This window comes from Achromobacter sp. GbtcB20 (assembly GCF_019091095.1).
In the GTDB taxonomy this organism is placed as follows: domain Bacteria; phylum Pseudomonadota; class Gammaproteobacteria; order Burkholderiales; family Burkholderiaceae_B; genus Achromobacter; species Achromobacter mucicolens.
On record NZ_JAGXJZ010000002.1, the window covers coordinates 347,403 to 373,495 of the forward strand.

25 protein-coding genes are annotated in these 26,093 nt (G+C 65.3%); 3 read left to right on the forward strand and 22 right to left on the reverse strand.

All coding sequences use genetic code 11. From position 1 onward, the window contains the following. Positions 1 to 8: 8 nt before the first annotated feature. The 14 genes from KVT32_RS04365 to KVT32_RS04430 form a co-directional block, all read right to left on the reverse strand. Entirely contained in the window at positions 9 to 1,511 is a 1,503-nt protein-coding gene (locus tag KVT32_RS04365) for an NADH-quinone oxidoreductase subunit M (RefSeq protein WP_056321733.1), read from the reverse strand. Beyond that, positions 1,508 to 3,547, reverse strand: a complete 2,040-nt coding sequence (gene nuoL, locus KVT32_RS04370; RefSeq protein ID WP_217617747.1) for an NADH-quinone oxidoreductase subunit L — start codon at positions 3,545 to 3,547, stop codon at positions 1,508 to 1,510. The genes KVT32_RS04365 and nuoL overlap by 4 nt, the downstream gene beginning before the upstream one ends. Before the next feature lie 17 nt (positions 3,548 to 3,564). Beyond that, complete coding sequence (gene nuoK, locus KVT32_RS04375) at positions 3,565 to 3,873, reverse strand: NADH-quinone oxidoreductase subunit NuoK (protein WP_006217969.1); 309 nt, start codon at positions 3,871 to 3,873, stop codon at positions 3,565 to 3,567. Then, positions 3,870 to 4,520 (reverse strand): NADH-quinone oxidoreductase subunit J, encoded by a 651-nt coding sequence (locus KVT32_RS04380; protein ID WP_062840512.1) that lies wholly within the window; start codon positions 4,518 to 4,520, stop codon positions 3,870 to 3,872. Before KVT32_RS04380 ends, nuoK begins: the two co-directional genes overlap by 4 nt. A gap of 17 nt (positions 4,521 to 4,537) precedes the next feature. Beyond that, positions 4,538 to 5,026: an NADH-quinone oxidoreductase subunit NuoI gene (gene nuoI / locus KVT32_RS04385; protein ID WP_008161196.1), complete on the reverse strand. Its 489-nt coding sequence runs from the start codon at positions 5,024 to 5,026 to the stop codon at positions 4,538 to 4,540. A gap of 20 nt (positions 5,027 to 5,046) precedes the next feature. After that, the gene (gene nuoH / locus KVT32_RS04390; protein ID WP_056321725.1) at positions 5,047 to 6,120 is read right to left on the reverse strand and encodes an NADH-quinone oxidoreductase subunit NuoH; all 1,074 of its coding nucleotides are present in this window, start codon (positions 6,118 to 6,120) and stop codon (positions 5,047 to 5,049) included. Next, positions 6,120 to 8,447, reverse strand: a complete 2,328-nt coding sequence (nuoG, locus tag KVT32_RS04395; protein ID WP_217617748.1) for an NADH-quinone oxidoreductase subunit NuoG — start codon at positions 8,445 to 8,447, stop codon at positions 6,120 to 6,122. Before nuoG ends, nuoH begins: the two co-directional genes overlap by 1 nt. A 15-nt stretch (positions 8,448 to 8,462) precedes the next feature. Continuing rightward, on the reverse strand, positions 8,463 to 9,830 hold the full coding sequence (gene nuoF / locus KVT32_RS04400; RefSeq protein WP_056321720.1) for an NADH-quinone oxidoreductase subunit NuoF: 1,368 nt from the start codon (positions 9,828 to 9,830) through the stop codon (positions 8,463 to 8,465). Further along, complete coding sequence (gene nuoE, locus KVT32_RS04405; RefSeq protein ID WP_056321718.1) at positions 9,827 to 10,321, reverse strand: NADH-quinone oxidoreductase subunit NuoE; 495 nt, start codon at positions 10,319 to 10,321, stop codon at positions 9,827 to 9,829. Before nuoE ends, nuoF begins: the two co-directional genes overlap by 4 nt. A 51-nt stretch (positions 10,322 to 10,372) precedes the next feature. Next, entirely contained in the window at positions 10,373 to 11,629 is a 1,257-nt protein-coding gene (locus KVT32_RS04410) for an NADH-quinone oxidoreductase subunit D (RefSeq protein WP_217617749.1), read from the reverse strand. Positions 11,630 to 11,632: 3 nt separating this feature from the next. Continuing rightward, positions 11,633 to 12,259 (reverse strand): NADH-quinone oxidoreductase subunit C, encoded by a 627-nt coding sequence (locus KVT32_RS04415; RefSeq protein ID WP_217617750.1) that lies wholly within the window; start codon positions 12,257 to 12,259, stop codon positions 11,633 to 11,635. 81 nt (positions 12,260 to 12,340) lie between these two features. After that, on the reverse strand, positions 12,341 to 12,817 hold the full coding sequence (locus KVT32_RS04420; protein ID WP_006217960.1) for an NADH-quinone oxidoreductase subunit B family protein: 477 nt from the start codon (positions 12,815 to 12,817) through the stop codon (positions 12,341 to 12,343). A gap of 39 nt (positions 12,818 to 12,856) precedes the next feature. Beyond that, positions 12,857 to 13,216 (reverse strand): NADH-quinone oxidoreductase subunit A, encoded by a 360-nt coding sequence (locus KVT32_RS04425; RefSeq protein WP_006217959.1) that lies wholly within the window; start codon positions 13,214 to 13,216, stop codon positions 12,857 to 12,859. Between the two features lie 294 nt (positions 13,217 to 13,510). Continuing rightward, positions 13,511 to 14,638 carry a porin gene (locus KVT32_RS04430; RefSeq protein WP_152383666.1) on the reverse strand — a complete coding sequence of 376 codons (1,128 nt, stop codon included), beginning with the start codon at positions 14,636 to 14,638 and terminating at the stop codon, positions 13,511 to 13,513. 456 nt (positions 14,639 to 15,094) lie between these two features. Here KVT32_RS04430 and KVT32_RS04435 point away from each other — a divergent pair, with 456 nt between their 5' ends. Genes KVT32_RS04435 through KVT32_RS04445 form a run of 3 tightly spaced genes read left to right on the forward strand, consistent with a single transcriptional unit; the run spans position 15,095 to position 16,580 of the window. Beyond that, positions 15,095 to 15,709, forward strand: a complete 615-nt coding sequence (locus tag KVT32_RS04435) for a TetR/AcrR family transcriptional regulator (RefSeq protein WP_056321707.1) — start codon at positions 15,095 to 15,097, stop codon at positions 15,707 to 15,709. Next, complete coding sequence (locus KVT32_RS04440; RefSeq protein ID WP_056321704.1) at positions 15,706 to 16,149, forward strand: PaaI family thioesterase; 444 nt, start codon at positions 15,706 to 15,708, stop codon at positions 16,147 to 16,149. The genes KVT32_RS04435 and KVT32_RS04440 overlap by 4 nt, the downstream gene beginning before the upstream one ends. Further along, complete coding sequence (locus KVT32_RS04445; protein ID WP_152383665.1) at positions 16,146 to 16,580, forward strand: NAD(P)-binding domain-containing protein; 435 nt, start codon at positions 16,146 to 16,148, stop codon at positions 16,578 to 16,580. Before KVT32_RS04440 ends, KVT32_RS04445 begins: the two co-directional genes overlap by 4 nt. Here KVT32_RS04445 and KVT32_RS04450 read toward each other — a convergent pair. The 8 genes from KVT32_RS04450 to KVT32_RS04485 form a co-directional block, all read right to left on the reverse strand. Further along, complete coding sequence (locus KVT32_RS04450; protein ID WP_152383664.1) at positions 16,551 to 17,318, reverse strand: phosphatase PAP2 family protein; 768 nt, start codon at positions 17,316 to 17,318, stop codon at positions 16,551 to 16,553. The two genes, KVT32_RS04445 and KVT32_RS04450, sit on opposite strands and share 30 nt — an antisense overlap. Positions 17,319 to 17,363: 45 nt before the next feature. After that, positions 17,364 to 18,155, reverse strand: a complete 792-nt coding sequence (locus KVT32_RS04455) for a metallophosphoesterase (RefSeq protein ID WP_152383663.1) — start codon at positions 18,153 to 18,155, stop codon at positions 17,364 to 17,366. Then, a complete protein-coding gene (locus KVT32_RS04460) occupies positions 18,152 to 19,126 on the reverse strand; it encodes a diacylglycerol kinase family protein (protein ID WP_152383662.1) in 975 nt (324 codons plus the stop codon). The genes KVT32_RS04455 and KVT32_RS04460 overlap by 4 nt, the downstream gene beginning before the upstream one ends. Before the next feature lie 90 nt (positions 19,127 to 19,216). Then, complete coding sequence (locus KVT32_RS04465; RefSeq protein WP_152383661.1) at positions 19,217 to 21,016, reverse strand: gamma-glutamyltransferase family protein; 1,800 nt, start codon at positions 21,014 to 21,016, stop codon at positions 19,217 to 19,219. A 319-nt stretch (positions 21,017 to 21,335) separates the two neighbouring features. Next, entirely contained in the window at positions 21,336 to 22,832 is a 1,497-nt protein-coding gene (locus tag KVT32_RS04470) for an ABC transporter substrate-binding protein (protein ID WP_152383660.1), read from the reverse strand. Positions 22,833 to 23,051: 219 nt separating this feature from the next. Beyond that, the gene (locus tag KVT32_RS04475; protein WP_056321685.1) at positions 23,052 to 23,951 is read right to left on the reverse strand and encodes a LysR family transcriptional regulator; all 900 of its coding nucleotides are present in this window, start codon (positions 23,949 to 23,951) and stop codon (positions 23,052 to 23,054) included. Further along, complete coding sequence (locus tag KVT32_RS04480) at positions 23,948 to 24,607, reverse strand: metalloregulator ArsR/SmtB family transcription factor (RefSeq protein WP_152383659.1); 660 nt, start codon at positions 24,605 to 24,607, stop codon at positions 23,948 to 23,950. Before KVT32_RS04480 ends, KVT32_RS04475 begins: the two co-directional genes overlap by 4 nt. A 30-nt stretch (positions 24,608 to 24,637) precedes the next feature. Further along, the gene (locus tag KVT32_RS04485; protein ID WP_152383658.1) at positions 24,638 to 26,089 is read right to left on the reverse strand and encodes an efflux transporter outer membrane subunit; all 1,452 of its coding nucleotides are present in this window, start codon (positions 26,087 to 26,089) and stop codon (positions 24,638 to 24,640) included. Positions 26,090 to 26,093 lie beyond the last annotated feature (4 nt).

Consider the following 26,093-nt stretch of genomic DNA (forward strand, 5'->3'; position numbering starts at 1 on the left):
GTCTTGTCTTACAGTTTCGAGACGGCAACGTGTTGCAGCAGGGCCTCGACCGACACGTGCATGACGTCGGTAAAGGGCTTGGGATAGATCCCCATGTACAACACGGCGATCGCCATCACGCCAAGAATCACGAATTCGCGGCGGTTGATATCGGTCAGCTCGCGCACGTGGTCGTTGGCGACATCGCCCAGGACGACGCGCTTGACCATCCACAGCGAATACGCCGCGCCCAGGATCAGGGCAGTAGCTGCCAGCAGGCCGATCCAGAAGTTGTGCTCGACAGCGCCCATGATCACCATGAATTCGCCGACGAAGCCGCTGGTGGCCGGCAGGCCGCTGTTGGCCATCGAGAACAGGATGAAGAACGTGGCAAAGCGCGGCATCACGTTGACCACGCCGCCGTAGTCGGCGATGCGGCGCGAGTGCATGCGGTCATAGAGCACGCCAATACACATGAACATGGCGCCCGACACGAAGCCGTGCGAGATCATCTGCACGATGGCGCCTTCGACGCCGGCCGTGTTGAAGATGAAAAAGCCCAGCGTGACAAAGCCCATGTGAGCGACCGACGAATAGGCCACCAGCTTCTTCATGTCGTCCTGCACGATCGCGACCAGACCGATGTAGATCACGGCAATCAGCGACAGCGTGATCATCAGGCCGGCCAGGCTGTGCGAGGCGTCAGGCGCGATCGGCAGCGAGAAGCGCAGGAAACCGTAGGCGCCCAGCTTCAGCATGATCGCGGCCAGCACGATGGAGCCACCCGTGGGCGCTTCCACGTGGGCATCCGGCAACCACGTGTGAACCGGCCACATCGGCACCTTGACCGCGAAAGCCGCGAGCAGCGCCACGAAGATCAGGATCTGCGGGGTGTAGCCCAGCTTGGTCTGCTGCCAGGTCAGGATGTCGAACGAACCGCCCGAGACATTCCAGAGGTAGACGAACGCGACCAGCGTCAGCAGCGAACCCATCAGGGTGTACAGGAAGAACTTGAACGCCGCATACACGCGGTTCGGTCCGCCCCAGACACCGATGATGATGTACATCGGGATCAGCGTGGCTTCGAAGAACACGTAGAACAGCATGCCGTCCAGCGCGCAGAACACGCCCACCATCAGACCCGACAGGATCAGGAAGGCGGCCATGTATTGCGCGACGCGGCTCGTGATGACTTCCCAGCCGGCCAACACCACGATGATGGTGATGAACGCGGTCAGGAGCACGAACCACATCGAGATGCCGTCGATGCCCAGGTGGTAATTGACGTTGAAGGCCTCGATCCAGGAGGTCTTCTCCACGAACTGCATGGCGGCCGTGGAGGAATCGAACCCGGTGTAGAGCGGAATCGTGACCAGGAAGCCGGCGATCGCGCCGACGAGCGACAGGCCGCGCGTCAGGCCGGGACGGTCGTCACGGCCCACCGCCAGCACCAGCAGGCCGAATACGATCGGGACAAAGATCGCAAGCGTGAGCCAGGGAAAAGTGTTGGATGCCATCTCGCTTGCCATCATTGGGGAATCAGCACAAAGAAAGTCACCAGCGCCATGACGCCGATGATCATTGCGAACGCGTAGTGATAGATGAAGCCGGACTGCAGGTGGCGGCTGACGGCTGCCACCCAGCCCACGACACGGGCGCTGCCGTTGATCAGGATGCCATCGATGATGCCGCGATCACCGGTCTGCCACAGGCCGCGGCCCAGGCAGCGCAGACCGCGCGCGATGACCTGCTCGTTGAACCAGTCGACGTAGTACTTGTTCTCGAGGATCTTGTTCACGCCCGACAGGTTGGCCTTGATGGCGGCCGGCACCTTGGGGTTGATCAGGTAGCAGTACCACGAGATGACGAAGCCAGCGACGACCAGCCAGAACGGCAGGGTCTGGAAGGCATGCAGGCCGTAGGCGACCCAGCCGTGCCATTCCTCGCTCAGCACGTGCATGGCGGGATGCTGCTGCGGCAGCACCTTGATGACGCCGTCGAAGAACTTGCCGAACACCATCGGGTCGACCGCCCAGGCGCCGACGAACACCGACGGAATGGCCAGCAGGATCAGCGGCAGCGTGACGACCCAGGGCGACTCGTGCGGCTTGCCGCCGTGGTGGCCATGGCCGTGGTCGTCATGGCCGTGATCGTCGTGACCGTGCGCGTCATGGCCGTGGCCGTGGTCGCTGGTGTCGAAGCGTTCCTTGCCATGGAAGACCAGGAAGTACACGCGGAACGAGTACAGCGACGTGACGAACACGCCGATCAGCACGGCATAGTAGGCAAAGCTAGCGCCCCAGACGTTGGCCTGGCCGGCGGCTTCGATGATGTTTTCCTTCGAGTAGAAACCCGAGAAGAACGGCGTGCCGACGAGCGCCAGCGTGCCCAGCAGGAAGGTGATCCAGGTGATGGGCATGTACTTGCGCAGGCCGCCCATGTTACGGATGTCCTGGTCGTGGTGCATGCCGATGATGACCGAACCCGCACCCAGGAACAGCAGCGCCTTGAAGAACGCGTGCGTCATCAGGTGGAAGATCGCGACCGAGTAGGCCGACGCACCGAGCGCGACAGTCATGTAGCCCAGCTGCGACAGCGTGGAATACGCAATGACCCGCTTGATGTCGTTCTGGATGATGCCCAGGATGCCCAGGAACAGCGCGCCGATGGCGCCGATCACGATGATGAACGACAGCGCGGTATCCGACAGTTCGAACAGCGGCGAGAAACGCGCGACCATGAAGATGCCGGCCGTCACCATGGTGGCGGCGTGGATCAGCGCGGAAATCGGGGTCGGGCCTTCCATCGAGTCGGGCAGCCAGGCGTGCAGCGGAACCTGGGCCGATTTGCCCATGGCGCCGATGAACAGGCAAATACATGCCACCGTCAGCAGCATCCAGTCGGAGCCCGGCAGCGTCATGCCGGCCAGCTTGTCGGCCTGCGCGAAGACTTCACCGTAGTGCATGGTGCCGGCGTAGGCGAACAGAAGGCCAATGCCCAGCACGAAACCGAAGTCGCCGACGCGGTTGATCAGGAACGCCTTCATGTTGGCGAAGATCGCCGTGGGGCGCGTGTACCAGAAACCGATCAGCAGGTAGGACACCAGGCCCACCGCTTCCCAGCCGAAGAACAGCTGCACCATGTTGTTCGACATCACCAGCATCAGCATGGAGAACGTGAACAGCGAGATGTACGAGAAGAAGCGCTGGTAGCCGGGATCGTCAGCCATGTAGCCGATGGTGTAGATGTGCACCATCAGGGACACGGAGGTCACCACGACCATCATCATGGCCGACAGCGGATCGATCAGGAAGCCGATTTCCAGCTTGGTCTGGCCGATCAGGCTCCAGGTGTAGACCGCGCCATCGAAGCGCAGGCCGTTCAGCACGTCGCCCAGCACCACCACCGAACCGATGGCGGAGATGAGCACGCCCAGGATGGTGATGACGTGCGAGGCGCGGCGGCCGATGGGACGGCCCAGGAACCCGGTGCCGAAAAGGCCCGCGAGAATTGCTCCGGCCAGCGGCGCCAGCGCGATGAGCAGGTAGAGATTGGGTGAGCTAGACATTTTCTTCCAATACCCCGTCAGCCCTTCAGGCGATCGAGTTCGTCAACGTTGATCGTGTTCAGGTTGCGGAACAGCAGCACCAGGATGGCCAGGCCGATCGCCGCTTCGGCGGCGGCCACGGTCAGGATGAAGAACACGAACACCTGGCCGGCGGTGTCGCCGAACCAGCTGGAGAACGCCACGAAGTTCATGTTGACGGCCAGGAGCACGAGCTCGATGGACATCAGGAGAATGATCAGGTTGCGGCGGTTCAGGAAGATGCCGAAGATCCCGATGGCGAACAGGATTGCGCCAAGGATCAGATAGTGGGCCAGCGTCAGCGTCATTGTTTTTCTCCTTGGGGCGCGGCACCGTTCGACGCGTCACGCTTGGCCTGGGCGCGCTCGCTCTGGGCGGGCATGCTCACCATGCGGAAGCGGTCCTTCGCACGCACGCGAACAGCGGCGACCGGGTCGTTGTACTTCACGTCGCGGCGGCGGCGCAGGGTCAGCGCGATTGCGGCAACCATGCCGACCAGCAGCAGCGCGGCGCCCACTTCAACGGCGTAGACATACTGCGTGTACATCGCCTCGCCCAGCGCGCGGGCGTTGTTGTAGTCGCTGGGCAGTTGCGCCTGCGGACCGGAGCCGTACCAGATGGTGCCCAGCACGAAGGACACTTCCAGCACCAGCACGAGACCGATGACCAGGCCGAGCGGCAGGTAGGTCTTCATGCCCTGGCGCAGGGTGTCCATGCGGATGTCGAGCATCATCACGACAAAGAGGAAGAGCACCATCACGGCGCCCACGTACACCAGCACCAGCAGCAGCGCGAGGAACTCGGCGCCCAGCAGCATCCAGAGCATGGCCGCGTTGGCAAACGCCAGGATCAGGTGCAGAACGGCGGTGACCGCGCTGCGCGCGGTGATCACGCGGAAGGCCGCGATCACCAGCACGGCGGCCAGTATGTAGAAAAGGACAGTGGTAAAAGTCATGGATCAGACCCTGGGCTTCAGCGGTAAGGCGCGTCTTCGGCCCGGCGGCGGGCGATGTCGGCTTCGTAGCGGTCGCCCACGGCGAGCAGCATGTCTTTGGTGAAATACAGGTCGCCGCGCTTTTCGCCGTGGTATTCGTGGATATGCGTTTCCACGATGGAGTCCACGGGGCAGCTTTCCTCACAGAAGCCGCAGAAGATGCACTTGGTCAGGTCGATGTCGTAGCGCGTCGTGCGGCGGGTGCCGTCGTCGCGCTGATCCGACTCGATCGTGATCGCCAGCGCCGGGCACACGGCTTCGCACAGCTTGCACGCGATGCAGCGCTCTTCCCCGTTGGGGTAGCGGCGCAGCGCGTGCAGGCCGCGGAAACGCGGCGACGCAGGGGTCTTTTCCTGGGGGTAGCGCAAGGTGACCTTGCGCTTGAAGAAATACTTGCCCGTCAGGCGCATGCCCTTGAGCAACTCGGTCAGCATCAGGCTGCCGAAGAAATCCTTGATCGCTTCCATATCCTGCCTCTGCTTGGCGCTTAGCGCCAAATGTTCCAGGGCGTCTGCATCCAGATCGCCACCACGACCAGCCAGACGCCGGTCAGCGGGATGAAGATTTTCCAACCCAAACGCATGATCTGGTCGTAGCGGTAGCGCGGGAACGAAGCCCGGAACCACACGAACAACGAGACCACGACGAACGTCTTGAGACCCAGCCAGATCCAACCCGGAATCCAGGTCAGCGGCGCGATATCGATCGGGGAAGCCCAGCCGCCCAGGAACATGATCGACGCCATGCACGACAGCAGGATCATGTTGGCGTATTCGCCCAGGAAGAACAGCGCGAAGGCCATGCCCGAGTACTCGACCATGTGGCCGGCCACGATTTCGGATTCGCCTTCCACCACGTCGAACGGGTGACGGTTGGTTTCTGCGACGGCCGAGATCACGTAGATCACGAACAGCGGCAACAGCGGCAGCCAGTTCCAGGACATGAACGTCAGGCCCTTGTCGGCAAACCAGCCGCGGTTCTGCACGTTGACGATCTCGGACATGTTCAGGCTGCCCGACACCAGCAGCACCGTCACAAGCACGAAGCCGATGGCCAGTTCATACGACAGCATCTGGGCCGAGGCGCGCAACGCGCCCAGGAACGCGTACTTGGAGTTGGACGCCCAGCCAGCGACGATCACGCCGTACACGCCGATGGACGTGATGGCCATGATGTACAGCAGGCCGGCATTGACGTTGGCCAGCACGACGTCGGGACCGAAGGGCACGACCGCCCAGGCAGCCAGCGCGGGCATCAGCGTGACCACGGGGGCCACGACGAACAGCACCTTGTTGGCCTGGCTGGGAACGACGACTTCCTTGGTGAGCAGCTTGAAGACGTCTGCGAAAGGCTGCAGCAGCCCCTTGAAGCCGACGCGGTTCGGACCCATGCGCACGTGCATGGCGCCGATCATCTTGCGCTCCCAGTACGTCAGGTACGCCACGCACAGGATGATGGGCACGGCGATGACCACGATCTTGATGAGGGTCCAGAGGACCATCCAGACCGTCGGGCCCAGCAATGCCTGACCGTGGCTTTCAAGAACATTGAGCCATTCCATCAGGCACGCTCCACGCTGATTTGACCAAATGCGCCACCCAGGGCAGCGGTAGTTTCGAAGGCGGCGGAAATGCGTACGGCACGATCGGCCACGGCATCATCCTGCACGGTTTCCAGTTCGACGGCGCCCTGCCCGGCCGAGACGCGCACCTTGACGCCGGCCGTCAGGCCGAGGCTGGTGAGGGTACGGCCGTTCATGGCGGCGGCGGGCTTCTTCGAAGCCGGCGAGGCCTGCAGCGGTTCCGAGCGGCGCACCATGGCGTCGGTGCGGTAGATCGGCACATCGGCGACGCGTTCCAGGCCGGTGAGGGCCTGGCCCAGACCCAGCGGGGCCTTGACGTCGTTGGACAGGCGGCCTTCGACGCCGCTGGCCAGCACGGCGTCGCGCACGGACTCGGAGGTCTCGTCGTCGAAGCCGGCCAGATGCAGGACGTTGCCCAGCACGCGCAGCACCTTCCAGCCCGGACGGGTCTGGCCGAACGGCGTGACCGTGCCCTTGAAGCTCTGGGCCAGACCTTGGGCGTTGACGAACGTGCCCGAGGTTTCCGTGAACGGCGACACCGGCAGCATCACGTCCGCCCATTCGGCAGCGGCCGAACGGTAAGGCGTGAGCGCGACGGCGAACTGCGCGCCGCGCAGCGCGGCGATGGCTTGCTGGCCGTTGTCGGCATCCAGCAGCGGCTCGGCGTGCAGGACGATGTAGGCCTTGAGTGGTTCGGCGAGCATGGCTGCGGCGGTCTTGCCACCCTTGCCCGGGATGGCGCCGGCGAGGTAGCCGCCGACGGTGTTGCCGCCCGAGGTCAGGAAGCCGAACTTGCCGCCCGACAGGTCAGCCACGGCGCGGCCGTTGGCGGCCAGGGTGGTGGCCTGAGCGCTGGCGACGGCCAGGTTGCCCATCAGGACGGCCGTGTTGGCGCCCGAGGCAAGGCTGGCGGCGATGAGCTTGGCGTTTTCGCCCGGCGTGACCGAGGCGAACTCGGCCGGCACGGCCTGTTCCTTGGCCTGGGCCAGCGCGACGGCCACTTCGGCCAGCGCGCGCGCCAGTTCCGACGGGGCCACGGTGATGCGCGCGGTCACGGGCATCAGGGGATCGTCGGCGGCGCTGTCGACCATCAGGATCTGCGTGCCGCGCTTGGCGGCCTGGCGCAGACGCTGGGCCATCAGCGGGTGGTCCTTGCGCAGGAACGAGCCGACGACCAGGACGCGGTCCAGGTTGTCGAGTTCGGCGATGGGCATGCCCAGCCACGGCGCGCCGGTCAGCGCGGCGTCGAAGGCCGGGTCGGTCTGACGCAGGCGGAAGTCGATGTTCTCGGAACCCAGCGCGCGGACCAGGCGGCCCAGCAGCGCGTATTCCTCGGTCGTGGCGTATTCGGACGCCAGGGCGCCGATCTGACCGGCGCCGAAGCTGTCACGCACGCGCGACAGGCCTTGGGCCACGGCCTGCAGGGCATCGGCCCAGGAGGCTTCCTGCCACTTGCCGTCGGTGCCCTTGATCATCGGGGCGGACAGGCGGTCGTCGCTGTTCAGGCCTTCGTACGAGAAGCGGTCGCGATCGCTGATCCAGCATTCGTTGACGGCTTCGTCCTCGAACGGCACCACGCGCATCACGCGGTCGCCCTTGACCTGGACGACCAGGTTGGCGCCCAGGCTGTCGTGCGGGCTGACCGAACGGCGGCGAGCCAGTTCCCAGGTGCGGGCGCTGTAGCGGAAGGGCTTGGAGGTCAGCGCGCCCACCGGACAGATGTCGATCATGTTGCCCGACAGTTCGGACTCGATCGAACGGCCAACGAAGGTCGTGATCTCGGAGTGTTCACCACGGCCCAGCATGCCCAGTTCCATGACGCCGGCGATTTCCTGGCCGAAGCGCACGCAGCGGGTGCAGTGGATGCAACGGGACATTTCCTCGGCCGACACCAGCGGGCCCAGGTCCTTGTGGAACACGACGCGCTTTTCTTCCTGGTAACGCGAGGAAGAACCGCCGTAGCCCACGGCCAGATCCTGCAGCTGGCATTCGCCGCCCTGATCGCAGATCGGGCAGTCGAGGGGGTGATTGATGAGCAAGAATTCCATCACCGACTTCTGAGCGGCGCGAGCCTTCTCCGAGCAGGTGTGGACGACCATGCCGTTGGTCACGGGCGTGGCGCAGGCGGGCAGCGCCTTGGGCGCTTTTTCCACTTCAACCAGGCACATCCGGCAGTTGGCCGCGATGGACAGTTTCTTGTGGTAGCAGAAATGCGGCACGTAAAGCCCGACTTTCTGGGCGGCATGCATGACCATGCTGCCTTCGGGCACTTCGACCTTGTTGCCGTCGACGGTTAGTTCAACCATTGCTGTTCCTGAGACCTACAGATATTGCGGGACCACACAAGACTTGTGCTCGATGTGGTGCGCGAATTCGTCGCGAAAATGCTTGAGGAAGCCACGTACGGGCATGGCGGCGGCGTCACCGAGGGCGCAGATGGTGCGGCCCATGATGTTGGCGGCCACGTTGTCCAGCAGCTCCAGATCTTCCGGACGGCCTTGACCGTTCTCGATGCGGTGCACCATGCGGTACAGCCAGCCGGTGCCTTCGCGGCACGGCGTGCACTGGCCGCAGCTTTCTTCGAAATAGAAGTACGACAGACGCAGCAGCGACTTGACCATGCAACGCGTCTCGTCCATGACGATCACCGCGCCGGAGCCGAGCATCGAGCCGGCCTTGGCGATGGAGTCATAGTCCATCGTGCATTCCATCATGATGTCGGCGGGCAGGACCGGGGCGCTCGAGCCGCCGGGAATGACCGCCTTCAGCTTCTTGCCGCCGCGCATGCCGCCTGCCAGTTCCAGCAGGGTCGAGAACGGGGTGCCCAGCGGGATCTCGTAGTTGCCGGGACGTTCGACGTCGCCAGTGATCGAGAACAGCTTGGTGCCGCCGTTGTTCGGCTTGCCGACTTCCAGGTAGGCCTGGCCGCCGTTGCGGATGATCCACGGCACCGCCGCGAACGTTTCCGTGTTGTTGATCGTGGTGGGCTTGCCGTACAGGCCGAAGCTGGCCGGGAACGGCGGCTTGAAGCGCGGCTGGCCCTTCTTGCCTTCCAGCGACTCCAGCAGCGCGGTTTCTTCGCCGCAGATGTAGGCGCCGTAACCGTGGAACGCGTGCAGCTGGAAGCTGAAGTCGGAACCGAACAGGCGGTCGCCCAGGAAACCGGCGGCGCGCGCTTCTTCCAGGGCTTCTTCGAAGCGCTCGTAGACTTCGAAGATTTCGCCGTGGATGTAGTTGTAGCCGACGCTGATGCCCATGGCGTAGGCCGCGATCGCCATGCCTTCAATCACGATGTGCGGATTGAAACGCAGGATGTCGCGGTCCTTGAACGTGCCCGGTTCGCCTTCGTCGGAGTTGCAGACGAGGTACTTCTGGCCGGGGAAGGCGCGCGGCATGAAGCTCCACTTCAGGCCGGTGGGGAAGCCCGCGCCGCCACGGCCGCGCAGACCCGACGCCTTGACCTCGGCGATCACGTCTTCCGGCTTCATGCCGGTGGTGAGGATCTTTTTCAGGGCTTCGTAGCCGCCGCGCTTGACGTAGTCGGCCAGGCGCCAGTTGGCGCCGTCGACGTCGGCCATGATCTGCGGCTGCATGTGCCGGCCGTGCAGGCACATCGAGTTGGACAGGTCGTTCAGGGGGTTGGGGTCCAGCCCCTGCGCGAACTGCTTGTACAGGTCAGGCGCATTCATGCCGACTCTCCTTGCTGCTTGAGGGCCGCGACCAGCGCGTCCAGCTTCTCGTCGGTCATGCGCACGCACATATGCTTGTTGTTCACGATCAGCACGGGGGAGTCGCCGCAGGCGCCCATGCACTCGCCTTCGACAAGGGTGAACTGGCCGTCTTCGGTGGTCTGGCGGTAGTCGACGCCCAGCTTGCGCTTGAGGTATTCGCCGGCACGGTCGCCATCGCGCAAGGCACAGGGCAAGTTGGTGCAGACGGCGATCTTGTTCTTGCCGACGGGCTTGACGTCGAACATGTTGTAGAACGTGGCGACTTCCTGGACCGCGATGGGCGGAACGCCAATGTAGTTGGCCACGTCTTCGATGACTTCGGTAGCCAACCAGCCCTTCTCTTCTTGCGCGATGGCAAGCGAGGCCATGATGGCGGACTGCCGCTGGTCGGCCGGGAACTTGGCCAGTTCACGGTCGATTTTCTGGTAGGCCTGTTCGGAAAGCAGCATAGTTTGAATCCGGGTTATGCGGGCGTGCTCGTGACTGTCTGGGGCGGATGATCAGCGATCGATCTCGCCGAAAACGATGTCCTGCGTGCCAATGATGGTGACGGCGTCGGCGATCATGTGGCCGCGCGACATTTCATCCAGCGATTGCAGGTGGACAAAGCCGGGCGCCCGAATCTTCAGGCGGTAGGGCTTGTTGGCGCCGTCGGACACCAGATAGAAGCCGAATTCGCCCTTCGGATGCTCGACCGAGGCGTATGCCTCGCCCGGGGGCACGTGGAAACCTTCGGTGAAGAGCTTGAAGTGATGGATCAGCTCTTCCATGTTGGTCTTCATGGCGGTGCGCGACGGCGGGGCGATCTTGTGATTCTCGATCATGACCGGGCCGGGATTGTTGCGCAGCCATTCCACGCACTGGCGGATGATGCGGTTGCTCTGGCGCATCTCGGCGACGCGGACCAGATAGCGGTCGTAGCAATCGCCGTTGACACCCACGGGGATGTCGAAATCAAGCAGGTCGTAGACTTCGTAGGGCTGCGTCTTGCGCAGGTCCCATGCGACGCCCGAACCACGCAGCATCGGGCCGGTGAAGCCCAGCGCCTTGGCGCGATCGGGATCGACCACGCCGATGCCGACCAGACGCTGCTTCCAGATACGGTTGTCGGTGAGCAGCGTTTCGTACTCGTCGACGCAGGCCGGGAAACGGTTGGTGAAGTCTTCGATGAAATCCAGCAGCGAGCCCGAACGCGCGTCGTTCATGGCGCGGATTTCCTTGTCGCCACGGTACTTGCTGGAGTCGCCGTACTGCGGCATGGAATCCGGCAGGTCGCGGTAGACGCCGCCCGGACGGTAGTAGGCCGCGTGCATGCGCGCGCCCGACACCGCTTCGTAGCAGTCCATCAGGTCTTCGCGTTCACGGAAGGCATACAGGAACACCGCCATGGCGCCCACGTCGAGCGCGTGCGAACCCAGCGACATCAGGTGGTTCAAGAGGCGGGTGATTTCATCGAACATCACGCGGATGTACTGCGCGCGCAGCGGGGCTTCGACGCCCAGCAGCTTTTCGATGGCCATGACGTAGGCGTGCTCGTTGCACATCATGGACACGTAGTCCAGGCGGTCCATGTAGGGCAGCGCCTGGATGTAGGTCTTGTGTTCGGCCAGCTTTTCGGTGGCGCGATGCAGCAGGCCGATATGCGGGTCGGCGCGCTGGATGACTTCGCCGTCAAGCTCGAGCACCAGGCGCAGCACACCGTGCGCGGCCGGGTGTTGAGGACCGAAGTTCAGGGTGTAGTTCTTGATGTCTGCCATGATTCAACGCCCCATGCCGTAGGTGTCTTCGCGCACCACGCGCGGGGTGATCTCGCGCGGATCGATCGTGACCGGCTGGTAAATGACGCGCCGTTGTTCGGGGTCGTAGCGCATTTCGACGGTGCCCGACAGCGGGAAGTCCTTGCGGAAGGGATGGCCGATGAAGCCGTAGTCGGTCAGGATGCGGCGCAGGTCCGGGTGGCCTTCGAAGACGATGCCGTACAGGTCGAAGGCTTCGCGCTCGAACCAGCCGACCGCGGGCCAGCACTCGATCAGAGAGGCGACCATGGGAAACTCGTCGTCGGGCGCCCAGGTGCGCACACGCAGCCGCCAGTTGTTCTCGATGGAGAGCAGGTGCGCCACGACCGCGTAGCGCGAGCGGTGGATGCGGACGTTCGTTTCCTCGGGCAGCTGGCGCGTGCCGTTGCCCCAGGTCAGGTAGTCGACGCCGCAGAGGTCGATACAGGTTTCAAAGCGCAGGCCGGCTTCGGTGCGCAGCTTGTTGCAGACGGAGAACCACTGCTCCGCGGGCACTTCGAGCGTCAGCTCGCCCAGCGCCTCGGTCAGCGCGATGTCCGCGCCGAGGGTGGTCTGCAAATTGTTTTTCAGGGATTCGAGCCTGGTCATCATCTTGTACGCTTAGGTGAACCGATACGCTGGTTTCGCAAGGTTCGCGGCGGCTAAAGGCCTGCCGGCGAACCGGACGAAGCATCAGCGCGCAATCGTGTTGGTCAGACGGATCTTGTTCTGCATTTGCAGCAAGCCGTAGACCAGCGCCTCGGCCGTGGGCGGGCAGCCCGGCACGTAGACGTCTACCGGTACGATGCGATCGCAGCCACGGACCACCGAATACGAGTAGTGGTAGTAGCCGCCGCCATTGGCACAGGAGCCCATGGAAACCACCCAGCGCGGCTCGGGCATCTGGTCGTAGACCTTGCGCAGCGCCGGCGCCATCTTGTTGCACAAGGTGCCGGCCACGATCATGAGATCGGACTGGCGGGGACTGGGCCGGAAGATGATGCCGAACTGGTCCAGGTCGTAGCGGGCCGCGCCCGCATGCATCATCTCAACCGCGCAACAGGCCAGACCGAAGGTCATGGGCCACATCGAACCGGTCTTCGCCCAGTTCAGGAACTTGTCGGCGCTGGTGGTGATGAACCCTTGCTTGAGAATGCCGTCTATAGCCATATTCGTCTCTGATAGCGTGCTGTGAAATGAACCCGGAGGTCACTCCCAATCCAGCGCGCCCTTTTTCCATTCGTAGATGAAGCCGACGGTCAACACGGCGAGGAAAACCATGACCGTCCAGAAACCGACGAGTCCGACGGTGCCCTGGGCGATGGCCCACGGAAACAGGAACGCGATTTCCAGGTCGAAAAGAATGAACAGGATCGCCACGAGGTAGTAGCGCACGTCAAACTTCATGCGTGCATCTTCAAACGCTTCGAAGCCGCACTCGTAAGGCGAGAGCTTCTCAGCGTAAGGACGCCGCGGACCAAGGAGGGAGCCGGCCGTTAGAAGCGCGAACCCGATAAGGGTGGCCACTACGATAAACAGCAGGACGGGAAAATACTGTTGCAGGTTCATTCAGGCGTCCGTCAAATGCGCAAACCTTAGGATTGTAGCATTCGCGCGGTTACTTCCGGCTGAACTCTGTAGCTTGAATAGCAGGCGAAAGACTGCATTCCTCAAATGGAACAATCGCAGCTTTCGTCGGCGTACTTCGAAGGATACACGGCTTGATGAGCACGAAGCCGTAGTATGCACGAATTCAGACAGCAGACGAAAAAAAACCACCCCCAAAAGGGTGGTTTATGCGAACGGGCCGAGGCCCGTTCGACTTTGCTTTAAATCCAGACAGGGCTTGCACCCTGCGTTGGATTAGAAGCGGTGACGGACACCGACGCCGACAGCGGTCGACTTCAGGTCGTTCAGGAACGCGTAGTTCGTGGCGTACGAACCGTAAGCGTACAGGTTGGTACGCTTGGACAGGTCGTAGGTGTAACCCAGCGAGTAGATGTTCATGTTGGCGTCGTCACCCGTCAGGTTGGCGTTCGACGGATCAACGCGCTGCCACGAACCGAACAGGTTCGAAGCGCCGCCGATCGGGGCCGACAGACCGACCATGTACGAATTGGCCTTGAAGCCGTCAGCAAACAGGTTGCTGCCGAAGTTCACGGAGCCAGTGCCACCACCGATGGTGCTGGTGGCGGTGCCTTGGCCGGCGAACCAACCGTCGGTCGTGCGAGCGTAGGCCAGGGCCAGCTTCACGACTTCAAAGTCGTACGAACCGCCGATGGCGTACATACGCGGGGTGGCGTCGGTCGACTCGGTCGGCAGACGGTTCGAGGCGTTCAGCTGGTCGTACGACAGAGCGACGTTCAGCGGGCCGTTGACGTAGCGCAGACCGGTCGTGATGGCGCGGGTGTTGTCGGCGGTCTTGAAGCCGGTTTCGGCACCCTTGGTGTCGTCAGCGCTGAACGAGTAGCCAACGCCGAACTGGAAGCCGCTGAACGACGGGGTCTGATACATGACCATGTTGTCGTAGCGTTGCGTGTTGGCAGCGCTCATGCCGACGCCGATGTTGGCTTGACCGAAGCCAGCGCCGAACGGGTCGATCGAGCCGAAGTACTTCGACGCGATGTTGGTTTGACGACCGAAGTCCAGTTGACCCCAGCTGTCGCTGGCCAGACCGACGGTGGCTTGACGGCCGAACAGACGACCACCTTGGGCGGAGTTGCCGTTACCCGAGTTGAAGCCCGATTCCAGTTGGAAAACAGCGCGCAGGCCGTCACCCAGATCTTCCGAACCACGCAGACCCCAGCGCGAACCGTTCTGGACGCCGTTGATCATGCCAAAACGGCTGCCGTTTTGGGCATCAGTACCGCCGCTGATCTTGTTGTAGCCGAGGCCCGTGTCGATGATGCCGTACAGGGTGACAGACGTTTCTGCCTGGGCGACACCGGCGAAACCGGCGAGCAGGGCGGCAGCGAGCAGAGTCTTTTTCATTTAAGAAATCTCCGTTGATTTGAGTGACAAGAGCAGCAATCCAGCAAACCAGCCTGCCGCCCCCCTAACTCCGCGAAGGGAAGTTGACGCTATTGCATCAAAAATCGGGGGGGCTGGCTATGGTCGGCATCAGAAAAGTGCAGGTTTGCGACAGGCTTGTTGGGAAGTTGCAACATCCCGCTGATGCTTGCCCGGCAACGCTAGGGCTTTCCCTTACCGAAAAGCCCGAGCGCGCAACCATGCGACTTTCGGCCCTGCCCCCAATTTTCCGGGCAATTGCAAAACTCATTTGTCGCGCAACTTTCTTCACGGATCCGGCGGCCATCCGGCGAAAAACGGAGGCGGCCGCGATGACGCCGGCCCTGCTGATCATCGTAGCCAAGTCCCGGCTGGATAACATTGTTATTAATAAAAATCGTCGATATGATCGGTGGCATCGAACAGACGCCCAGCCCCATGTCCACCCCCTCCCCGCGCGCCGACCGAAACGAACGACTCAGCGCCCTGCGCCGGCAGATCATCCTGGACGCCGCGCAGCGCGTCTTCGAGCGCGACGGTCTTGAAAAAACGACGATCCGGGCGATTGCGAAGGAAGCCGGCTGCACGACGGGGGCCATCTATCCGTGGTTTGCGGGCAAGGAAGCGCTTTATGGCGAACTGCTGGACGAATCGCTGCAGCGGCTGCACGCGCATCTGGAGCGAGCCGAACAGGCCGAAGCGCCGGAATCGGCCGCGCGCGGCGTGATCCGCGCGTTCTTCGGTTATTACGCCGAGCGGCGCACGGATTTTTCCCTGGGGCTGTATCTGTTCCAGGGACTGGGGCCGCGCGGATTGGGCCGCGACATGGACGAGAAGCTCAATTCACGGTTGAGGCAATCCATCGATCTCATCGGCCAGGCGTTGTCGCGCACGAAAGGCTGGCGCGGCGAGGCCGTGCAGGCCGAGCAGATGAACGTGTTCACCTACCTGATGGGGCTGTTGCTGCTGCTGCACACGCGCCGTCTCAAATCCCTGGGCCAGCAGGCCGACGCGCTGCTGGACAACTATTGCCTTGCCCTGGAGCAACGATGACTGCAACCGCCCTAGCCGCCAACGGCCACGCGCCGCTGATCAGCCTTGCCGACTTTCACGTGCTGCTGGCCGACCAGCACCCGTTCTCGATGCTGCTGGGAATCGACGTGCTGCACATCGGCCACGGCACGGCGCACGCCGTGCTGCCCGCCCGGGACACGCACCAGCGGCTGGGCGGCATCGTGGCCGGACCGATGTTGATGGGGCTTGCCGACCTGGCCATGTATGCGGCGGTCGTGGGCGCTACCGGCCAGGCGCATGCGGTCACGGCCAGCCTGACCATCAATTTCCTGCGCAAGAGCCCGGCGGGCGCCATCCATGCTCATGCCCGCCTGCTGAAGGTGGGCCGGCTTAGCGCGGGAGAGGTCGTGCTGACGGGAGAAGGCTCGGACGAGCCGGTTGCCCATATCGTGAGCACGTGGTCGGTGCCCAAGCCATGAGTCCGCGCGTCAGCATCGTCGGCATGGGCAGGATCGGCACGCTGGCTGCGCGGCGGCTGCTGGCTGCCGATCCCGACATTGCGCTGACGCTTTATGACATCGAGGCGGACCGCTGCGAGGCATTCCGCGGCAACGCGACGCTGGCGACGTCGGCGCGCGAAGCCTTGGCGGAATCCGACACCATCGTGCTGGCCCTGCCCCGCGAGCGCGAGATCGATCGCACGCTGGAACGCTTCAGCGACGGGCAGGTCACGGCGCCCATCGCCGGCAAGCTGATCATCGACCTGGATCCGCCGCCGGCCGACCGAATGCGGCAGCTGGACCGGGCCATTGCCAGCGCGGGGGGACGTTATGCCAGCGCGCCGCTGAAGGCGTGCGATTCGGCCAGCGTGGAGTCTTGCTTACTGGACGCGCTGAGCCCACCGGCCTGACACGTGCAGCCGCTCGACGGCCGCCACGCACAGGACCAGCCAACCGAGGCTGACGGCAAATCCGGCCACGACGTCGCTCGCGAAATGCACCTGCAAGAGGATGCGGCTAAGGCCGATGGCCATGATGAGCGCGGCCATGAACGCCACGCACGGCAGGCGCCACGCGGGCGGGGAAAACCGCCACATCAGGTAGCACGCCGTGCCGTAGACGGCCATGGCGGCAGAGGCGTGACCGCTGGGAAAACTCCAGCCGGTCGCCATGGCATAGCCGTGGTCGTGATCGGGGCGCACGCGTTCGAAGGTGTGCTTGAACAGCCAGTTGAGCGCGCCGTTCAGGCCGGTCGCGATGGCGCAAAAGAGCGCAAGCTGCCACAGCCCGCGCCATAACAGCGCAATCGTCATCAGCACGGCGACGACGGTGAGCAGGTTGCGGTCGCCCAGATACGTGATCCAGGACAGCAGCCACAGCATCGACGTGCACATGGACATGCTGAGCGCATCGGCCAGCGCGCCGTCGAACTGCACCACGGCGCCGCGGCTTTCGACAGCCAGGGCCAACGTGAGAAACAGAACGAAGGACACGCCGGCCACGCCGGCAAACAGCGCGGCGCGGCCATTGCGGGACAACCGCCCATGGCACCGCATGAACAGCAGCGCCGCGCCGCCGGCCAGCAGCGGCAGCGCGATAAACAACGAGAGGGCATGGGCCGCGGCCCATGCGGCGTAGACATCGGTCATGTGTGCGCCATCAAAAAAATTTCGCGCGGACGAGCGCGCGCACTACTACAGCGAGACCAGCGTCTTGTCGACGGGTGCGAACGCGTGCGCGCCGGCCGCGTAGTCCCAGCGCTCGACGTGGCAGACCTGCTGGCCGTCCTCTTCGGTGCGGGTGATCACGCCCAGCGAATTGGGCACGGTGCCCCGGACGCGGTGCGAACAGGTCGTTCCGGCCTGGACGATCCAGCCGGCCGGCCCCGTCGACGCGGTCAGCGGCAGCACGTAGGGCAAGTGTATGTGACCTCCCAGCACCAGGTCGACGCCCGCCTGCGCCCACGCCGCGAGCGCGCGCTCGCGGCCGATCAGCAGGTTGGACAGGTCGGATTCGACCTTGGCGCGCACCGGATGGTGCGCCACGACGATCCGCAACTGCCCCGGCCGCGCCTGGCGCAGCCGCTGGGCGACCCGGGTGATCTGGGCATCGGAGATCTCGCCGTCCTTGTGGCGCCTTGGCCGCGTGGTGTTCACGCCGATTGCCAGCACGCCGTCGTTCTCGAACACGGGTTCGAGGATTGGTCCGAGCGCGCGCTTGTAGTTGCCGTACGGATTGAGCACCCGCAGAAACACGTTGAACAGCGGGATATCGTGATTGCCGGGCACCGCCAGCACGGGCAGCGCCAGGCGCTCGATGAAACGGCGTGCGGCGGCGAACTGGCTGCGGCGCGCGCGCTGGGTGATGTCGCCGCTGAGGACCACGAGATCGGGCGACAGTTGCCGTGCCAAATCCAGCACAGCTTCAATGACCGCCTTGCGCTCGGTGCCGAAATGGGTATCGGACAGATGCAGGATCCGCGTCATGAGCGGTCCAGGAACTCGGGATCCGCCGGCACCACGAGAGGTAGACGATCAGTCGCCACCTTGAATTCGAGCGGCGTGTCCATCCAGGAGATTTCGCCGTCCATCGCCACCTTGACCCGGCGGCGCCCTCGCACCCCCACCGTGAGCTTGTCGAAGGCGAAATTGATCACGTTCTCAGCGTCGCCCAGCCGGCTTAGCAGGCCGCGCACCAGCAGGCCATAGAGCGCCAGCGTGCCGACGGGCCGCGCCGCCATGGCGACCAGTTGGTTCCGATCGAGCCCGTCGTTTTCGATGCCGATATGTTCAAGCTGCAGTTTGTTGTTGCCCACTACCAGCGTGGGCGACGTCAAGCTGCGCGACTTGCCTTCGAATTCAAGTTGCAGGCCGAGCTGGCGCGGTTGGCGCCACAGCGTGACCAGGCCCGACCACAGCGCGACCCAGCGCCGGCGGCCGTAGCGCTGCTTGTAGGCTTCGCGGTCTTCCAGCAGTTGCGGATACAAACCAAGGCTGGCGTTCACGAGGAACAGGCGGCCGTTCAGCAGGCCGACCTGCACCGGCCGGATGGTGCCTTGCAGGAAGCCGCGCAGCGCAACGTCTGTCTCTTGCGAAATGCCGTAGGTGCGGCCGAAGTAGTTGAAGGTGCCTTGCGGCAGGATGCCGAAGGGCACGCCTTGTCCCAGCACCGCGCCCGCGACGGCATTGAGCGTGCCGTCGCCGCCCGCGGCAATGACGACGCCCTGCTCGTCCTGCGCGCGCTTGACCGCCTGGCGCGCCACGTCCGTCAGCCGCGACGGATCGTCGACCGGCATGAGTTCGTAGCGCCGCCCGGCCTCGTCGAGGATCTGCCGGATGGTGTCCTGCAGGACCTGCGCGTCGCCGCGCCCCGATCCTTTATTGAGGACGATGAATAAGGGTTCTGTTCCCGTGAGGGGTCGAGCCGCTGTTGCCGGGCTCTGCTCGGATGGCGTCATGCGACAAACATACCCTAAGCGGGCAAAGCGCCGCAAGACGCGGTGAAGCGCGGGCACGCACGCTTTGTAAGCAAGCGTGCGTGCGACCGGTCAACGCCCGATGGCGTAGGCCTGCATCAGGCGCGGCGTCGCGGCCGCATGCAGCAGTCCGTCGGGATCGCGCGATGCCGCGGTCAGCCGGCCGACCGACCATTCGGGCACTTCCTCGATCTGGTGCCCGCGCTGGCGCAGGGCCTCGATGACCTCGGCGCCAAAGCTGGCCTCCAGCGCGAGATGGCCCGGCTTGCGGTCACGGGGATAGAACGAGGTGGGAAAGTGCATGGTGTGCGACATGGGCAGGTCGATGGCTTCCTGCAGGTTCAGGCCGTGATGCACGCGACGCAGGAAGAACAGGAGCTGCCATTGCTCCTGCTGGTCGCCGCCCGGCGTGCCGAACGCCAGATAGGGCTTGCCGTCGCGCAGCGCCAGCGACGGGGTCAGCGTGGTGCGCGGGCGCTTGCCCGGCGCCAGCGTGCCGGGCAGGCCTTCTTCCAGCCAGAACATCTGGGCGCGGGTGTTCAGGCCGAAGCCCAGTTCAGGGATGACCGGCGAGGACTGGAACCAGCCGCCCGACGGCGTGGCCGAGATCATGTTGCCCCAGCGGTCGATCACGTCCACGTGCGTGGTGTCGCCGCGCTTGGCCGAGGCGCGCATGTCGGCAAGCGTCGGTTCGTTCGTGGCGCTGCCGGGCGCGGTGACCGGCGACAGCCGTTCCAGGGTGTCCATGACCCGCGCCACCTGCGCCTCGAAGCCGGGCACCTGGCCGGGCAGCAGGTCGCGCGACGCGCCCTCCCCGATCAGCTGGCGGCGTTCGGCGTTGTACGCGTCGGACAGCAGATGGGCCAGCGGCACGTCGATGAACGCGGGGTCGCCGTAATACGCTTCGCGGTCGGCGAAGGCGAGCTTCATGGCCTCGGTGACGCGATGGATGAACTCGGCGCTGGTGGGACCGACGCCTGCCAGGTCCATGTCCTTCAGGATGGCGAGGGTCTGCAGAAAGACCGGTCCCTGGCTCCAGGCGCCCGCCTTGGCGACCGTGTAGCCGTGATAGTCGTAAGTCAGCGGCTTGTCATAGCTGGCGGACCAGCCGGCCAGGTCGTGCGCGGTGATGACGCCGCGGTGGGTCGTGCCGCTTTCGTCCATGACGTCGGTGTTGCGGGCGAAGCGGTCGATCTCTTCAGCGATGAAGCCGCGGTAGAACGCGTCGCGCGCGGCCTCGATCTGGCGGTCGCGGTCGGCGCCAGCGCCTTCGGCGGCTTTGAGGACGCGGGTCCAGGTGCGGGCCAGCGCCGGATTGCGAAACAGCTTGCGGGACTGCGGCACCTGCCCGCCCGGCACGTAGACCTGGGCGGTCGTCGGCCAGTGCGTCTCGAAGAAGTCTTTCAGGCCAGCGATGGTGTTGGAGATGCGCGGCATCAGCGCATGGCCATGCTCGGCGTAATAGATGGCGGGTTCAAGCACGTCGCGCACCCGCATCGTGCCGTGGTCGCGCAGCAGCAGCATCCAGGCGTCGAACGCGCCCGGGATCACCGTCGCGAGCAGGCCGTTGCCGGGGATGAGCTTCAGCCCTTCGGCGCGGTAGCGTTCGAGCGTGGCGGCGGCGGGCGTGGTGCCCTGCCCGCACAGCACCTCGACCTTGCCGGTGCGGGCGGAATAGAACACGGCGGGCACTTCGCCGGCCGGGCCGACCAGATGGGGCTCGACCACCTGCAGCACGAACGCCGAGGCAACGCAGGCATCGAACGCATTGCCGCCGCGCTCCAGCAGCGACATGCCAGCCGCGCTGGCCAGCCAATGAGTGGACGTCACGACACCGAAGGTGCCGAGAATTTCCGGGCGAGTCGTAAACATGGTGGGTCCTGGTGTGGGAGGGGTGTCTGACGCCAAAGTGCGGCTATCGGCCGGTGTCAGACACCCGTGGGGCATCGAGATGTACAGCGGTCATTGCGTACGGGTGTCAGACACCTGGGAAGGAGAGACCCGCCGCCAGCAACTGACGCCATCCGGGACACCGCGGATCCGGCTCCGCCGGTCCGCTGGAGTCGCCCCCTTGAGGGGGGGCCCGCGTCAGCGGGCTGGGGGTGGGCCTTACCTTCCGGTCCGCTGGTGTCGCCCCCTTGAGGGGGCCCGCGTCAGCGGGTAGGGGGTGGGCCTACCTCTAGGGGTGGGCCTACTTCTTCTCTACCCCTTTCAACCGGATCAAGCCGTCCGGATACGGAACGAAGCCTTGCAGCTTGGCCTGCACGCCGAACGTCCACGGCAGGTAGAACAGGTAGATGATGGGACGCTGGTCCTGCATCGCGGCCAGCACCTGGTCGTACAGGGCGCGGCGCTTGGCGGTGTCGGCCTCGGCGCGGGCGTCGTTGAGCAGTTTGTCGACGGCGGCGTCGCAGAACTTGCCGTCGTTCAGGTTGCCCTTGCAGCTCAGGTATTGGTGGATGTTGCCGCTGGGATCGACCCGGCCCGACCAGCCGCTCTGGCCTACCTGGAAGTCGCCGCGCGCGAGCGAGGACTGCAGCGAGGCGAATTCGACAGGGCGCAGGGTGATGTCAAAGCCCGCTTCGGCCCCCATGGCCTGCACCAGTTCGAAGACCTGCTGCATGGTGGTGTTGTTGCCGAAGGTGATCTCGACCTTCACGCGGTCGTAGCCGGCTTCCTTGAGCAGGGCCTGCGCCTTCTTGGGATCGCGGCCCGGGCGGTCGAAGGACTTGTTGTAGGCAAAGCTGGCGGGCGGGAACGGCTGGTGGGCAGGCTGGAACATGCCTTCGCCGATCACCTGGTTCAGCACGTCGCGGTCGATGGCCAGATCCAGCGCCTGGCGCACGCGCTTGTCCTTGGCCAGCGGATGATCGGCGCGCGCGCCGTTGGCAAGGTTGACGGAGATGGACTGGAAACCCAGGCCGGTAACCGGGGCCAGACGCAGGCTGGGGTCGTCCTTGACGGCCTTGGCGTCGCTCGGCGCCACGCGCTCGATGATGTCCAGGTCGCCGGCGCGCAGGTTGTTCAGGCGCACGGTGTTGTCCGGAATCGGCGTGAAGACGAGGCGGTCGAAATGGTAGTTGGCCGCGTCCCAGTACTTGGGGAATTTCTCGAGCACGATGCGGTCGTTCTGCACGCGCTCCTTGAACTGGTAGGGGCCCGAGCACACGGGCTTGCCGCCGGGATCCTTGTCGAAACTGGCGGGCGAAATCATCATGCCGGCGCGGTCGGACAGCTGCGACAGCAGCGAGGCGTCCGGTTCCGACAGGTTCAGCACCACGGTCCGGTCGTCCGGGGCATCCACGCTGGCCACCGTGGCCAGTTCGCTCTTGCGGTTGCTGTCGGGCAGCGTGCGGGCGCGGTCGAGGTTGGCCTTGACCGCGGCGGCATTGATGGGAGTGCCGTCATGGAAGACGGCATCCGTGCGCAGCTTGAAGGTCAGCGTCTTGTTGTCGGGGCCGACGGACCACGATTGCGCAAGCTGGGGCACGAACTTCAGGTCGGGCGTGATGTCGACCAGCCGGTCGCACAACGAGGCGAACACGATGCGGCCGACAAAGGTGCGGGCGCGCGCCGGATCCAGCACGTCCGGGTCATCCTGCAGCCCGATACGCAAGGTGGACTGGGCTTGCGCCAATCCGGTGGCGAGCATTCCCGCCATGGCCATGGCGAGGCAAAGTTTACGCATGAAAGATCTCCGTCGATTCCGCGGGGGACCGTGCCTCGTGCGGGGGCGCACCGCCTGGCAGGGAGGAACAGACCCCGGGTCGTGCCGCATCGCCGGGCCCATCCCCCTCGTGCGCACGTTGTTGCTGGATTCTGCGCCAGGCGCGCGGCGATTGTATAGACCGGCGCGGGGCGCGCCGCCCACTATACGCCCGTGGCGGCCGCCTTGCGGACGAAAGCCTCAGGGCAGACGGCACGGCGCCGAGAAATCGGCCGAGGCGGCAACCGTGTCGCGCAGCAGGGCGACCAGCGGCCGGGCGTCGTCGCGCCGGTACTGGAACGCGTAAGGCAACGCGGCCAGCTCGGGATCGCCGTGCAGGACACGCAGGCTGCCTTCGGCCTGGAGCTTTTCGGCCCAATGCCTGGGCAGCAGCCCCACCCCGGTGCCTTCGATCAGCAATCCCACGATGGCGCCCCAGTTGTTGCAGCACAGGCGCTCGCCCGCGGCCTGGCGCCCGCCCAGCCAGTCGTCGATGATGCGCGTGGTGCCCGCGCCCTCGGGCAAGGTCACGAGCGGCAGCCGGGCCAAGAGGGCCATGGTCATGCCGGTTTCGCCGGGCTGCAGCACCGCGGGCGCGGCAACCCAGGAAAAGCGCGCCTCGCCGATGGGCAAGGACGCAATGCCGGCGCGGGACGACCGGCCGGCGATCACGGCGAAATCCAGTTCCCCGTCCGCGACGCGTTGCTCCAGCACCTGGCCGATGTCGACGTAGGGTTCCAGCACCAGCTCAGGGTAGGCGGCGCGCACGGCGCGTATCAGCTGCGGCAGCCAGGTCAGCGCCGTGAGTTCGCCCACGCCGAAACGGCAGCGGCCGCGCAGGCCGGGCGTCTCGGTCATGGAAGCGCGGATCTGGTCCGCGGCGGCGAGCAAGCCGCGCGCCTGCGGAACCAGGCGCTGGCCGGCGTCGGTCAACACGGCCTTGTGGCCGCTGCGGTCAAAGAGCGGCTGGCCCAGCGCTTCTTCCAGTTCCGTGATGCGCTTGGAAAGCGAGGACACCGACAGGTGAAGCCGCTCGGCCGCCACGGCGAAACTGGCGCAGGTGGCGGCCCAATAGAAGGCTTCGAGCTGCTTGAGCGTCATGGCTGCTTGCTGACGCGATAGGCGCAGCGCCGCGCGCCGGCCAGGATATGTTCTTCGCGGTCGACCTGCACGCCCTCGCCCAGCACCTTGCGAAACAGTTCCAGCTCGCTGCGGCAAAAGCCCATACAGGCCTTGGCGGCCGAACAGATGGGGCAATGGTTCTCGATGAAGACGAATCCGGCTTCGTCCTCGCGCAGTTCCGCCATGTAGCCCTCTGCGCTGCGCACGTCGACCAGCCGTTCGAGCCGCGCCTTCAGGTCCGGCGCGTCCTGCATGGCCTGCTGGTAGACGTTGAGCATGGCGTTCTCGCGCACCTGCACCAGCTTGTCGATGCCCTCGTCGCCAAACACCTGGCGCACCGCCGCGATCATCTGCACCGTCATCTCGGCGTGCGTGTCCGGAAAGCGCCCGTGGCCGGCGGCGGTCAGGAACCAGATCTGGGTGGGCCGGCCGCGGCCCGCGCTGCGGCTCTCGGCGTCGACCAGCCCGTCGGCGTGCAGCCGCGTCATCTGCTGGCGCACCGCCTCGGCCGTCACGTCCATGGCCCGCGCGATGACCGCGATGGATTGCGGCCCGCGGGTCTTCAGGGTCATGAGGACGCGGTCCGCAGGCTGGTGCGGCAGCGCGGCGGCCGGTTGGGACAGGCTGTCAGACATGAGGGGTATCGATGCTCCGGATGAAGGTTCCTATGGTGCCACGGCCAGCCGCGTCTGGCCGGCCTCGTCAGCCTGCCAGCCGCCGCCCAGCGCCTTATAGAGCGCCACGAGGCGCGTATAGGACTCGGCTTCCGCCACGGCCACGGCGTCCTGGGCGCGCAAAAGCGTACGCTGCGCATCCAGCACGGTCAAATAAGGCGTGCTGCCCTCGCGGTAGCGCAGCCGGGCCAGTTCGGCGGCCCGCCCGCTGTGGGCTGCGGCCTGCGCCAAGCTGCCCAGGCGCTGCTGCGTCTGCCCGTATTCGGCCAACGCCGACTCCACTTCCTCGACCGCGCGCAGGACCGCCTGCTCGTAGCGCGCCGCCTCGCCATCCAGGCGCGCCTCGGCCCCGCGCTTGCGGGCAAGAGCCGACGGCAGATGGAACGCGGGCCAGTTGGCGTTTGCCGCGACGCCGAACCCGCGGCTGGCGGCCGAGCCGAAGTCCGCGCCGCGCAGCGCGACGAATCCCAGGAAGCCGCCCAGATCGATGCGCGGGTACAGCTCGGCCGTGGCCACGCCCACGTCTGCGTTGGCGGCAGCCAGGTTGCGTTCGGCGGCCAGCACGTCCGGGCGCCGCGACAGCAACGCGCCCACGTCGCCGATGGGCAGGCGCGCGGTCAGCGGCGCAAGCGGCTGGGCGGCGTCCAGCGCACCCAGCTCCGCCGGACGCAGCGCCGCCAGCACCGCGATCCGGTAGCGCGCCAGCCGGCGCGCGGTCTCCTGGACCGGGACGCTGGCCCGCACGGTGTCGAGTTCGGCCCGCGCGCTGGCGAGGTCTCCTTCGTCGCCACGGCCGGCCGAGACCAGCGCCTGGGTCACGCGCAGGCTGTCCTCCTGGCTGGCCAGGTTGGCGCGCGCCACAACCAGCCGCTGCTCGGCGCCGCGCAGTTCGAAATAATTGCGCGCCACTTCGGCCGCGACCACGATGCGCGCCTGCGCCAGGTCGGCAGCCTGCGCCTCGCTACGGGCCGCGGCGCTCTCGGCCGCGCGGCGCAGTCTGCCAAAAAGGTCCAATTCCCAGGCCGCGTCAAAGCCCGCCCGGTAGCTTTCGGCCAGATTGCGCTGGCCTGCGACGCCGGGATTGGCCTGCGACAGGCTGCGCTCGTAGCCGCCGCCCAGCGTTACGGCCGGCAGCTTGTCCAGTTCCTTTTCGTCGAGCACCGCGCGCGATTCGGCAAGGCGGGCCTGGGCGATGCGGATGTCCAGGTTGCGGGCGAGCGCCATGTCGATCAGGCGGTCCAGTTGCGGGTCCTGCAGTTGCTTCCACCAGTCGCGCTGGACCTGATCGGTGGAAAACAGCGCCTGCTCGGGGCTGGTCAGCACCACGGGCGCCGGGCTGGGCCGGCGGTAGTCGGGTCCGACGGCGCAGCCCGCGGCGGCCAAAGCGGCCAGCAGCACGGCGGCGCCGCGGAAAAGGCGGGGAAAGAAATGCGGTTTATCCATGATC

Bases quoted from the DNA above. Each gene is read 5' to 3' on its own strand.
- KVT32_RS04425 (WP_006217959.1), bottom strand. From the start codon at position 13,216: ATGAACCTGCAACAGTATTTTCCCGTCCTGCTGTTTATCGTAGTGGCC.
- nuoI (WP_008161196.1), bottom strand. From the start codon at position 5,026: ATGGAAGCGATCAAGGATTTCTTCGGCAGCCTGATGCTGACCGAGTTG.
- KVT32_RS04410 (WP_217617749.1), bottom strand. From the start codon at position 11,629: ATGGCAGACATCAAGAACTACACCCTGAACTTCGGTCCTCAACACCCG.
- nuoG (WP_217617748.1), bottom strand. From the start codon at position 8,447: ATGGTTGAACTAACCGTCGACGGCAACAAGGTCGAAGTGCCCGAAGGC.
- KVT32_RS04430 (WP_152383666.1), bottom strand. From the start codon at position 14,638: ATGAAAAAGACTCTGCTCGCTGCCGCCCTGCTCGCCGGTTTCGCCGGT.
- KVT32_RS04485 (WP_152383658.1), bottom strand. From the start codon at position 26,089: ATGGATAAACCGCATTTCTTTCCCCGCCTTTTCCGCGGCGCCGCCGTG.
- KVT32_RS04455 (WP_152383663.1), bottom strand. From the start codon at position 18,155: ATGACGCGGATCCTGCATCTGTCCGATACCCATTTCGGCACCGAGCGC.
- nuoF (WP_056321720.1), bottom strand. From the start codon at position 9,830: ATGAATGCGCCTGACCTGTACAAGCAGTTCGCGCAGGGGCTGGACCCC.
- KVT32_RS04365 (WP_056321733.1), bottom strand. From the start codon at position 1,511: ATGATGGCAAGCGAGATGGCATCCAACACTTTTCCCTGGCTCACGCTT.
- nuoK (WP_006217969.1), bottom strand. From the start codon at position 3,873: ATGACGCTGACGCTGGCCCACTATCTGATCCTTGGCGCAATCCTGTTC.
- nuoE (WP_056321718.1), bottom strand. From the start codon at position 10,321: ATGCTGCTTTCCGAACAGGCCTACCAGAAAATCGACCGTGAACTGGCC.
- KVT32_RS04465 (WP_152383661.1), bottom strand. From the start codon at position 21,016: ATGTTTACGACTCGCCCGGAAATTCTCGGCACCTTCGGTGTCGTGACG.
- KVT32_RS04450 (WP_152383664.1), bottom strand. From the start codon at position 17,318: ATGACCGATGTCTACGCCGCATGGGCCGCGGCCCATGCCCTCTCGTTG.
- KVT32_RS04435 (WP_056321707.1), top strand. From the start codon at position 15,095: ATGTCCACCCCCTCCCCGCGCGCCGACCGAAACGAACGACTCAGCGCC.
- KVT32_RS04380 (WP_062840512.1), bottom strand. From the start codon at position 4,520: ATGACTTTTACCACTGTCCTTTTCTACATACTGGCCGCCGTGCTGGTG.
- KVT32_RS04440 (WP_056321704.1), top strand. From the start codon at position 15,706: ATGACTGCAACCGCCCTAGCCGCCAACGGCCACGCGCCGCTGATCAGC.
- KVT32_RS04445 (WP_152383665.1), top strand. From the start codon at position 16,146: ATGAGTCCGCGCGTCAGCATCGTCGGCATGGGCAGGATCGGCACGCTG.
- KVT32_RS04470 (WP_152383660.1), bottom strand. From the start codon at position 22,832: ATGCGTAAACTTTGCCTCGCCATGGCCATGGCGGGAATGCTCGCCACC.
- KVT32_RS04460 (WP_152383662.1), bottom strand. From the start codon at position 19,126: ATGACGCCATCCGAGCAGAGCCCGGCAACAGCGGCTCGACCCCTCACG.
- nuoL (WP_217617747.1), bottom strand. From the start codon at position 3,547: ATGTCTAGCTCACCCAATCTCTACCTGCTCATCGCGCTGGCGCCGCTG.
- nuoH (WP_056321725.1), bottom strand. From the start codon at position 6,120: ATGGAATGGCTCAATGTTCTTGAAAGCCACGGTCAGGCATTGCTGGGC.
- KVT32_RS04475 (WP_056321685.1), bottom strand. From the start codon at position 23,951: ATGACGCTCAAGCAGCTCGAAGCCTTCTATTGGGCCGCCACCTGCGCC.
- KVT32_RS04480 (WP_152383659.1), bottom strand. From the start codon at position 24,607: ATGTCTGACAGCCTGTCCCAACCGGCCGCCGCGCTGCCGCACCAGCCT.
- KVT32_RS04420 (WP_006217960.1), bottom strand. From the start codon at position 12,817: ATGGCTATAGACGGCATTCTCAAGCAAGGGTTCATCACCACCAGCGCC.
- KVT32_RS04415 (WP_217617750.1), bottom strand. From the start codon at position 12,259: ATGATGACCAGGCTCGAATCCCTGAAAAACAATTTGCAGACCACCCTC.